Raw genomic sequence first — 9,508 nt, 5'->3', positions numbered from 1 at the left:
TAAAAAGTCTTTTTTACAGGCAGTGTTAAGTTTTAAGTGATTAAGTATTAAGTAAAATCAATAAGTTGTCTCTTTAGTGGTTGACGGTGATATCCGTTTCAGGACTTTTTACGGCACCATCAAACCCTGACAGGTTATTCTTGTTTCTCCGCAACCGGCACAGATTCGGTGCCGGGGGGCATGGGTACCAAAAAAACCGGTACAGGGCTGTGTCTGAGCAGGTTTTTTGAAGAAAGTCCCGTAATGGCGCTTTCAATAAATCCGTAATCTTGGCGGCCCATTACCAGACAATCGTAATTGCCGGTTTCAACATAATTGAGAAGGGTCTCCCGGGGCCGGCCGAATTCCACAATGACATCGGCAAGGGAAAACCGGCAGTCCGGCAGCTGGCAGCCGAGTTCGCCGCACATTTGCCCAAGGCGTTCTTTTATTTCTTCAGTGATCTGGGCCCGGCTTTTCTGCTTTACCTCCTCTTTGCTGCTGTAGCCCAGAAATGCCTGGATCAGCAGCTCTGCATTGGGAGAGGTCTCCTTAATAACATGGACCACTGTAAGGGATGCTGACATGGCGTTTGCCAGGGCCACGGCATATCCCATGGCCCTGCGGGCCCCGTCGGAAAGGTCGGTTGCATAAAGTATATGCTTGATGTGCGGAACCATGTCAGAAGCCTTATTCAAAGGTAAATTCTGCAAGATAGGCATCCAGCCTTTCTTTGCTTTCCGGGGCCAGTTCCGTGCAATCACAAACCCCGCGGCCACCTTCCGCCGCCTGGGCGGCAAAGACCATGCAGGTGGGAAGGCCGCATTTTCTGCAGTTGGTTTTGGGCAGCAGCTTTAAGATCTCAAATACCTGCGGCTTTTTCCGGCCCTCTTCGCTGGGGGTGATGGTATCTTTTTCCGTCCAGACCCGGTTGATCTCGTTTTTAAGCCATTGCAGGATCTTTTCGGCTTCAGCCTCGTCAGCCAGGGCATTGATGGCGATTTCGGTGCCGCCCACTTTGATGATCTTGCCGTGCGCGTGGAGCATGACTGCCGGGGGTTCCCTGAAATACTGGTTGCCGCCCAGTTCAGCATTCAGGTAGGGCAGGGCGGCCGAGATATCCTGATCCAGCCGGGCGATGCAGTGCACGGATTGGAAACTCGGATTGCATTCCGGCCGGAATATGGTTTTGGTATAGGATTGCAGCAGCATTTTACCCCCCGGCGGGTCTTTTCTATTTAATCCATTTGAGGACATCGTCTTTTGTGGGGATTTTGCCTACGACCTTGACCTCTCCGTCCACCACCACGGCCGGTGTGCCAAATACCCCGTAGCCGGCGATCTTCATGGTGTCAGTGACTTTTTCAACATCTGCCTCAACACCGGCCTCGGCCACTGCCTGCTTTACGTTTTCCTCTGTTTGCTGGCATTTCGGGCATCCCGGGCCCAATACTTTGATTTCCATAATGACACTCCTTTTGCTTGAAAATGGATATTGTGCATCCGGTTCAGATTGCGACCGGATTCATGTTTCGTTAAAACAGAATATAACAATCTGCCGGCCAGGTTCAAGTCTTTATTTCATGTCCATTTCCTTTATATCGGCCTTCTGCTGGATCTGTATGCAGGGATGCAATATTAAATCGTTATATCATAATATATAAATAGTATTCTGTGGTGTCAAGTCTGATCTGAAATTACCGTTCCATGCGCCGTCCGGAAGGGTGCGAGTTTGTGAGATTCTACCTTGCTTATGCCGTTGTCCTGAATGCAGACCAGATGCTGCCGTTGGCTGCCCGGTCATTTGAAACAACCGCAGCCTATGTGCAAGGCGGATGAAACCATCTGAAAAGGGGGCGCATCTTGGCCACGACCGCTTTGACACACTGGTTTTTTTTCAATATGTTTATTTTTTTCGGTTCTTAAGTCTGTTTTTGGCAAACATCCATAATAATAACCTTTCGATTTGAAGGCGTATTGTATGAAAAACGCTCGGAAAAAGACCGACGGCAGCTTTGGGGAGAAAAACCCTGGCGTTTTCTGTGATATCACTTCGGTGGTCCGCTCTCCGTGCTGTGCCATTCTGGAAAGCATCAGCGACGGGGTTTTCACCATAGATACGCAAAAGCGGATCACGTCCTTTAACCGGGCGGCTGAAAGCATTACCGGTTTTACCCAGGAAGAAGCCGTCGGCCAGTTCTGCTTTGATGTTTTCCGGGCCGATATCTGTGCAAAAAATTGCGCTCTGGAAAAAACGCTTACCGACAAAGCGCCGCAGATCGACATTTCCGCCCGGATTATCACCAGAGGCGGGGAAGAAAAGCCCATCAGTCTCAGCACAAATCTGCTTTGCGATGCCGGGGGCCGGGTTATCGGGGGCGTGGAGACCTTCCGGGATCTTTCGGATATACAGGAACTCCGGCGCCGGATTGACAGGCAATATGTAAAAGAAGACATTGCGGGCAAGAGTCCGCAAATGCAAAAGATCCTGTCTTTTCTACCGGATATCGCAGAAAGCGACAGCGCGGTTTTGATCCAGGGCCCCACCGGCACCGGAAAAGAGCTGGTGGCCCGGGCCATTCACAACCTGAGCCAAAGAAGCAAGGGCCCGTTTGTTGCGGTCAATTGTGCGGCAATGCCGGAAGGGCTTATCGAGTCCGAACTTTTCGGCCATGTCAAAGGGGCGTTTACCGGTGCAGACCGGGATAAGTCCGGCTACTTTCGTTCAGCCGACAAGGGAACCTTGTTTCTCGATGAAATCGGGAGCACGTCGTTTGCTTTTCAGTCAGACCTGCTTCGGATCCTGGAGCAGAAAGAATTCATCCCGGTGGGCGGGACCCGGACCCGAAAATCCGATTTCCGGATCATTGCCGCGGCCAACATTGCTCTCAGTGACCGGGTCGCCGGCGGACGGTTCAGGGAAGATCTGTTTTACCGCTTAAACGTGGTTGCCCTGGAGCTGCCCCCCTTGCGGGAGAGAACCGAGGACATCCCCCTGCTGGTGTATCGTTTTATTGAGAAGTTCAATCGAAGCAAGGGGAGAAATATCCGGGACATCAGCACCCAGGCCCTGCAGGTGCTCATGGAATACCCGTTTCCCGGAAATGTGCGCGAGCTGGAAAACGCCATTGAATTTGCCTTTATCGCCTGCAAGGGCTCGGTCATCCGGTCGGAGCATCTGCCCGGCAGCCTGATTAAGGATAAAGCGTTTCATCCCCCGCGGCTCACAGAAGAGCAGAAGAAGGAAGCCGAAAAGATCCGGGCGGTTTTGCAGCAATGTGCCAGCGGCCGGGAAAAGGCCGCACAGGCACTCGGCATCAGCCGGAGCACCCTGTGGCGGAGAATGAAAAAGCTGGGCATTACAGCCCCCGAAAGTGAAACATAGCCGGCAACGGTTTTAATGTTTGAAACATCTTCTGTCGGTCAAACCCGTGCCTTTCTTTTCCAGGTTCTTCCAAAAACCCCTTTAAATACGAAATCTGGTTAACCCTTTTTCTTTCATTCTTGACGGAAAAGATGCGGCATGTTTGAAAAAATTGCGTGTCCAATAAATTTTTGCATTAATCGGCAGATTTTTACCGGTTGATTCGTGTGGTTCCCTTTTGGATCAGATTATCGGCCCTGTAATCAGAATCCTGATGGCCGCCGCCCTTGCTCAACCCGCACCCGCTGGATATCCCAGATCCTTCCACCGGTCCCAGCCTTTTTCCAGGACCCGGGCGTTTGCATAGCCCATGTTTTTGAGCATCCGCACCAGTTCCCGGCTCAGGGAGCAGGGCGCTTTTTGGCAATAGACGACAATAATTTTGTTTTTATCCGGTACCGCTTCCATGAGGGTTTCCAGATGCCCGAATACATCATGCTTCGGGATGTTGATCGCTCCGGCAATGCGGCCTTCGGAAAATGCCTTGGCAACACGGGTGTCAATAAAAACGGTCTTGCCGGATTTATGGAAAGCCGCTGCCCGGTGAGCTGATATTGTTATATCTCCCTGGTCTGTTGCGGCTTCCAGCCGGGCGGAAGGGGACCAGTCTGCGATTACAGCAATGCCGTCTTCCCGGAAATAATGATTGACCGCAAAGGCCATAAGGCTTGCCGCGGCAACAACAGCGCCCGCCTGCCAAAAAGCCTTTTTCAGATTTTGCCGGTTGTTATCTCCCATTGTGTCAGCACGCAGCTTTCAATTATTTTGATGACATTTCATCAAGCAGTCGTCCCAGCGCCTCTGGTATGGCTTTGCCGCCCCTGTATTGCCGGGGTTCTTTGCCGGGCCGGATAATTATGCAGGTCGGGGTGCTGCGGAGATCATGGGTCTCCATGAGTTTTTTCCACTGGTCGATCAGCGGCTGGGTATCGACAAGCTCGATATCCACGCTGTTTTCTTTCAGCGCCTTAACCATGTCCGGCTCGGATTCAATTTTGTCTTTTTCCGCCAGGTCAAACAGCACGCTTCTTGCGTGTATGATGGATTCAGGCGAAGAAGCCGCTTCGGCCGCATAAAGAAAATAACGGGAATACAAAGTGGATTTCCGGCTGAAGGGGGCATCCACAAAGGTCACTTTTGCTCCTGAAGACACCAGTTCGGGCAGTGTATTTTCAAGATAGGGCTCGATGTCCTTACATGGCGGGCAAAAATAGTCTGTGAAAAGAAGAATTTCAACCGGTCCTCCGCCGATGGCAAACGCCTCTGAGGGCTGGGGGCCCACCCCCATTCTGGACAGTTGGCTGTAAACTTTTTCTTTGGGCAAAAACCCCGTGTGCCGCAATACTTCTTTTCCGTCTGCATCGTAGAACACCTGTACCGGAATTGACCGGACACCGAAGCGGGCTGCCAGCATCTGATCTTCTCCCACATGCACGAATACCACGTTGAGACTGTCCGGATAATCTTTGCGCATTTGATCCAGTATGGGCTGCATCCTGTCGCAGGGGGCACAACCGTCGGCTCCGAATTCAACCATTGTGGGCAAGCCTGAGTTCCGGGCTTTGTCCACGGGGTTGTCCATGGCAATACGGCTCTGCTTTTGCACCCACTGCTTGTTTACCTGCATGTCGGTTTTTGCGGCCACTTCATCGATATAATCTGAAATGAATTGCTGCTTTTTTCGCTGAATCAGATAGTCGTGAATGGCATCTCTGACCTGTTGAAAAGGCGCTTGATTGACGATGTCTTTGTTTTCCTGATAGAATTTGCGGGCTTCAATTTCAGTTACCTTGATTGTTTCGGCCTTGTGCTCCAAAAAGGCCTGGAGATTTTCCCCATCGCTTAGATCCCTGGATGCAAACCCGGCTTTTTCCGCCTCGTTTTCCAGGATCGCCCGGGTTGCTTCCTGGTCCAGGAAAAACAGCAGATTTTTTTCCAGTTGTGAACGGGTTGCATCATCCATGGCATTGAGTTGCCTGGTCAGCCCGGCCTGATTGATTGTCACTTTATCTGATTGGAAAAGCATCTGCTCATCCATGGAAGCCAGGCGGGCGTATTTGAGAACGCCGCTGACCAGTCCCGGGTATTTTTTTTCAACGGTTTGGCCCGGTGACTGGCAAAAGACAGTCTCTGCTGTAAATACAAGCAAAAGAGCTGGTATTGCAAGTGCCGCACCTGCAATTCTGAGCCAGGTACCTGTTTGTTGCGGATTCATGTTAAATCCTTTCTGCATCAGATTTAAATGAGATAATGTCTGTCCAATGAATAGAGGATGCTGTTTGTGGATTTTCCGGCAGCCTCATGGTTTGTTCCGCTGATTCTGGCGGTCTTTGGCCCGGCAGATGTCTTCGCGCCGGATATCAAAAATCTGCTTGCTGAGGTCGGCAATTTCTTCTTCATCTTCCAGCCAGTGTCGGATGTTGCCGAGCATTGCGGCGGCATAGGGACTGTCAGAGCCGTCGGCCAGGGTGTAGTTGACCCAGAGACCGTCTTTTTTATAGGTGGTCAGCCCGGCTTCCTCCAGGATTTTTAAATGTTTGCTGGCCGTGGACTGGGCAATGCCCAGGGCATTTTGGATCTCGCAGACGCACATCTGCTTGCGCTGCAGCATTTTTAAAATCTTGACACGGCTGGGATCGGAAAGGGCTTTCATTACTTTCGTGAATTTTTTCATCTGCCGTCGCTCCGTTTTGCAGTGCTGGATAAATCGTTAAATTATAATATATAGATTGAGTGCAGATTGTCAATCCGAAAACATGCAAGCAGCACGCAGGATAAAAGTCGGGGTCAGGATCGGGGTTTTTGGCTGTTATGCCGGTAAGTGATGATATGGGCCTTTTCCAGGGTAACCAGGGCTACGTTGATCATTGGCTCCGCCTGTAGTACTGCATGGCCTCGGGGATCAGGCGCCGGATGTTGGCGATGCGGGTATCATCTGCCGGGTGGGTACTTAAAAATTCCGGAGGGGCCCCGCCTTCTTTCTGCCCGGCCATCCGGGTCCAGAAATCTTCTGCCACCCGCGGGTCATAGCCGGCCATGGCCATGAAGATCAGGCCGAGCCGGTCGGCCTCCTTTTCATGAAGACGGCTATAGGGCAGCATCAGGCCCACCTGTGTGCCAACCCCGTAAGCCGTCATCCAGAGTTGCCGGGTGGTGGCCGGGTGGGTTTGTAACGCTTCGGAAAGGGCAATGCCGCCCATCTGGGCCAGCATGCCCTGGCTCATGCGCTCGTTTCCGTGGTTGGCCACGGCATGGGCGATCTCATGGCCCATGACCACGGCCAGCCCCTCTTTGCCCCTGGCTACGGGCAGAATGCCTGAATATACAACCACCTTGCCCCCGGGCATGCACCAGGCATTGACCGCTTCATCTTCCACCAGCTGAAACTCCCAGTCATAGTGCTGCAATTGGTCTTCCATGCCGTTTTGCCGCATGTAGGTCTCCACAGCATCGGCAATGTCGCGCCCTACATTCCGGACCATTGCAGCCTCTTCAGTGTCCCGGACCGGTTCATGTTCGGCCAGAAATTCGTCATATTGCTGATAGCTCATGGAAACAATCGTATCTGCGGGGATCAGGCTGACCTGGCGGCGGCCGGTGATCGGAACCGTGGCACAGGCGGCCGCCAGAAAACAGATGACGCATAGCGTTCCAATTTTTTTGAGCAAATTGCCGTGCATGGTTCTTCCTTTAATTAATCAATACCCGGAGCAGGCTGCTGGCTTATCCGGAAGCGTTCTCATAGGCCTCATCCAGCCGCTTGCCGATATATTCCACAAGATCCGGATCATTTTCCTCCAGGTCAAAGCAATAGCCGTCTTCACCCATGAGTCCTTCGGGTACCAGGTCCCCGTATTCTTCGGGATCTGTGATCAAGTCCCCGTAAAAACAGACCGAAAGCCATCTGGGATTCTCATCAATGACATCCATGAGAACAAACAGGGGCCGATCCTGACCGATACGCGTTGCCCGAAGGGAATAGGTGAGCCCGGGCCGGTCCACAAAAACGATCGTGATATCGGAATGCGCCTGGATGCGGGACTGAAACTGCAGAAAAATTTCCCGGCAGCCGTTTGGATCCGAGGTCCATTGTCGGAGAAATGTATCGAGTTCCGCTGGTGTTTGCATGCCAGTGCTCCTTTGGGTTGCCTGCTGCCGGGCATTTCCGGCGTTATGGCCCGTCTGTTGTCTGTTTATTCAATAATAATTTCCTCTTCTGGGGCACAAATGTCAAGACGGATTTGCGTGATCCGCCTTGACAACGCCCGGGGTGCCTTTTAAATCTGTCAGTGCAGGATATTGGGTTTGCCGTCGGCTCACTGTTTCTTTCGGCGGGCAGCGGCATTGGCAGGGTTTGTGAAAACCGGCTTGCGGTCTGATTTTTACTATAAGGAAGGATATATGCGTACCTGTGTTTCACCTGAGGGATCTTTTGTTTACGGCATCCATGCGCCGGCGTTTTCAGTAAAAAATTTCCGGCCGAAAGACCGCCGGATGCAGCTTGGCGTATTGGCTGACAATGGGCCCCTTGCCAATGAAGCCAACTTTCCGGAACAAGACGTGGATGTGCCGGCTGCAGACAAGGTTTTTGAGGTGCCCAATGCTTTTGCCTTCCGCGGGGTGACCTATATCAACACCCGGTGGGCGGATGAAAATGCAAAGGATCCGGTCTCCCTGATCCGCCTGCCCGAATCCGAACCGGTATCCTTTGGTTCTGTTTTGTCTGCGTGGCAGCCGGACAGCAGGGTTTCGGACAGGCAAAGAGCACAAATGCTGGGCGCGCTGCCCGGACCGCTGAAACTGGCTTTGGCTGAAACCGGCACGGATCCGGAAGATTTAATGGCGCTTGCCGGTATGGCCTGCGATTTTGTTTTTGATCCGCAAACCGGATGTCCGGACGGACTGGTATACCGGCAGGGGACAGACGGCCGGATCCGGGCGTCTGTCCATGATAACACCCTGTTTGAGACCCTGGCCAACAATCCCTGTCTGCCGGAAATCTACCGGCAGGTCATGGTGCTGCGCCCCGGGGTTCAGGGCGCAAACGAAATTGTCGGTGAATATGGCGGTGCAAACGCGCAAACCCATGTGTATGAATATCTTCGCAGCAACAGCTACATTGCCTGGGGCCATTATGCGGCCAACATGGCCGAAGACGCGGTGCGCTACTCGGCGGCCGGATTGAGCCTTGCGGACATGCGCGGCATGCGCCATCTGTATTATCAGCGCACATACGCACGCCTTGCACAGGATCTGGGCATTTCGGTCAATATATCCAGGCGCGGCATTGAAGAACATGGGCTCGAAGATCTGCGGCTGCGGATTTTCGAGCTGCTCAAAGACGAGCAAAAGCGACGGAATCTGAGGTTTAACCGCACCCTGTGGGGATGGAACTATGGGTTTGACTATGCCCCGTCCGGATACCGCCTGCATGCCTCCCACCAGCAGATACATCAGCAGTATGCCATGATCCCGAAAACAGTTGCCGCAGCGCCGGGCACTGACCCGCAAATGGCGGCCTATGCCATCGGCGACCAGGTGGAAACCTTTGTTTCCCAATATTTCGCCCAAACCGGGGTCTGCTTTTTTGATGCCTATATTTCGGCCATTGAAAACAACCAGCGCATGGACGGCGCAGAAAACCGTGCGCAGAGCCTGATCGTGGACCGGGATGAAAATGCCATGGTTTTTGTGCCCAAGGCCCAGACCTCCCAGTGGGAGCTTCAGGTCATGGCCGCAAAGCCCGCGGGTCATATTGCAGAGGCGGACACGGAAATGCGCCGGTCCCTGGATGCCGCTATCCTGAAAGCCGCAAAAGCCCTGTGCCGTATGGGGGCGAAAATGATCACCTTTTACGAGGTTTCCAGGCGCATGGACATGGGTGACAACGGCCAGCGTCTGTTCTATGTGATCCTGCCCCGCCTGCCCGAATCACCGGGTGCGTTTTCCGAATCCCAGCTGCGCTGGATCAACGGCCACTATCCCGAGGATTTTGCAGCCGCCTGCAGGGCTGCGCTGAAATGAGCCGGGCTTTTTTTCAGGCTTTTTCCCGCTGTTTGCAAAAAAAGCCGGGGCGCACCGGGATTTCGGCTTGCCCCGGCCTGC

At 52.9% G+C, this 9,508-nt stretch carries 10 protein-coding genes; 2 read left to right on the top strand and 8 right to left on the bottom strand.

The annotated features are described in order from the left end of the window. Positions 1-134 precede the first annotated feature (134 nt). Genes ACTCIA_RS08520 through ACTCIA_RS08510 form a run of 3 tightly spaced genes read right to left on the bottom strand, consistent with a single transcriptional unit; the run spans position 135 to position 1,444 of the window. The gene (locus ACTCIA_RS08520; RefSeq protein ID WP_463001386.1) at positions 135-659 is read right to left on the bottom strand and encodes a universal stress protein; all 525 of its coding nucleotides are present in this window, start codon (positions 657-659) and stop codon (positions 135-137) included. 10 nt (positions 660-669) lie between these two features. Continuing rightward, positions 670-1,191, bottom strand: coding sequence for a (Fe-S)-binding protein (locus ACTCIA_RS08515; protein ID WP_463001385.1), 522 nt, complete (start codon positions 1,189-1,191; stop codon positions 670-672). A 22-nt stretch (positions 1,192-1,213) separates the two neighbouring features. Beyond that, entirely contained in the window at positions 1,214-1,444 is a 231-nt protein-coding gene (locus tag ACTCIA_RS08510; protein WP_463001384.1) for a thioredoxin family protein, read from the bottom strand. A gap of 516 nt (positions 1,445-1,960) precedes the next feature. Between ACTCIA_RS08510 and ACTCIA_RS08505 the strand changes: the two genes are divergently transcribed. Then, on the top strand, positions 1,961-3,364 hold the full coding sequence (locus ACTCIA_RS08505; RefSeq protein ID WP_463001383.1) for a sigma-54 interaction domain-containing protein: 1,404 nt from the start codon (positions 1,961-1,963) through the stop codon (positions 3,362-3,364). Positions 3,365-3,634: 270 nt separating this feature from the next. Here ACTCIA_RS08505 and ACTCIA_RS08500 read toward each other — a convergent pair whose 3' ends face one another. From ACTCIA_RS08500 to ACTCIA_RS08480, 5 genes are all read right to left on the bottom strand, one after another. Further along, the gene (locus ACTCIA_RS08500; protein ID WP_463001382.1) at positions 3,635-4,141 is read right to left on the bottom strand and encodes a rhodanese-like domain-containing protein; all 507 of its coding nucleotides are present in this window, start codon (positions 4,139-4,141) and stop codon (positions 3,635-3,637) included. A gap of 22 nt (positions 4,142-4,163) precedes the next feature. Continuing rightward, positions 4,164-5,618 carry a thioredoxin domain-containing protein gene (locus tag ACTCIA_RS08495; protein WP_463001381.1) on the bottom strand — a complete coding sequence of 485 codons (1,455 nt, stop codon included), beginning with the start codon at positions 5,616-5,618 and terminating at the stop codon, positions 4,164-4,166. A gap of 84 nt (positions 5,619-5,702) precedes the next feature. Next, positions 5,703-6,077, bottom strand: coding sequence for an ArsR/SmtB family transcription factor (locus ACTCIA_RS08490; RefSeq protein WP_463001380.1), 375 nt, complete (start codon positions 6,075-6,077; stop codon positions 5,703-5,705). A 190-nt stretch (positions 6,078-6,267) separates the two neighbouring features. Next, the gene (locus tag ACTCIA_RS08485; protein ID WP_463001379.1) at positions 6,268-7,083 is read right to left on the bottom strand and encodes a M48 family metallopeptidase; all 816 of its coding nucleotides are present in this window, start codon (positions 7,081-7,083) and stop codon (positions 6,268-6,270) included. Between the two features lie 43 nt (positions 7,084-7,126). Next, a complete protein-coding gene (locus ACTCIA_RS08480) occupies positions 7,127-7,531 on the bottom strand; it encodes a hypothetical protein (protein ID WP_463001378.1) in 405 nt (134 codons plus the stop codon). Between the two features lie 273 nt (positions 7,532-7,804). Here ACTCIA_RS08480 and ACTCIA_RS08475 point away from each other — a divergent pair, with 273 nt between their 5' ends. Next, the gene (locus tag ACTCIA_RS08475) at positions 7,805-9,427 is read left to right on the top strand and encodes a hypothetical protein (RefSeq protein WP_463001377.1); all 1,623 of its coding nucleotides are present in this window, start codon (positions 7,805-7,807) and stop codon (positions 9,425-9,427) included. Positions 9,428-9,508: the final 81 nt, after the last annotated feature.

This window comes from Desulfosalsimonas sp., from assembly GCF_055149105.1.
This window is presented reverse-complemented; position numbering and strand designations above follow the sequence as displayed.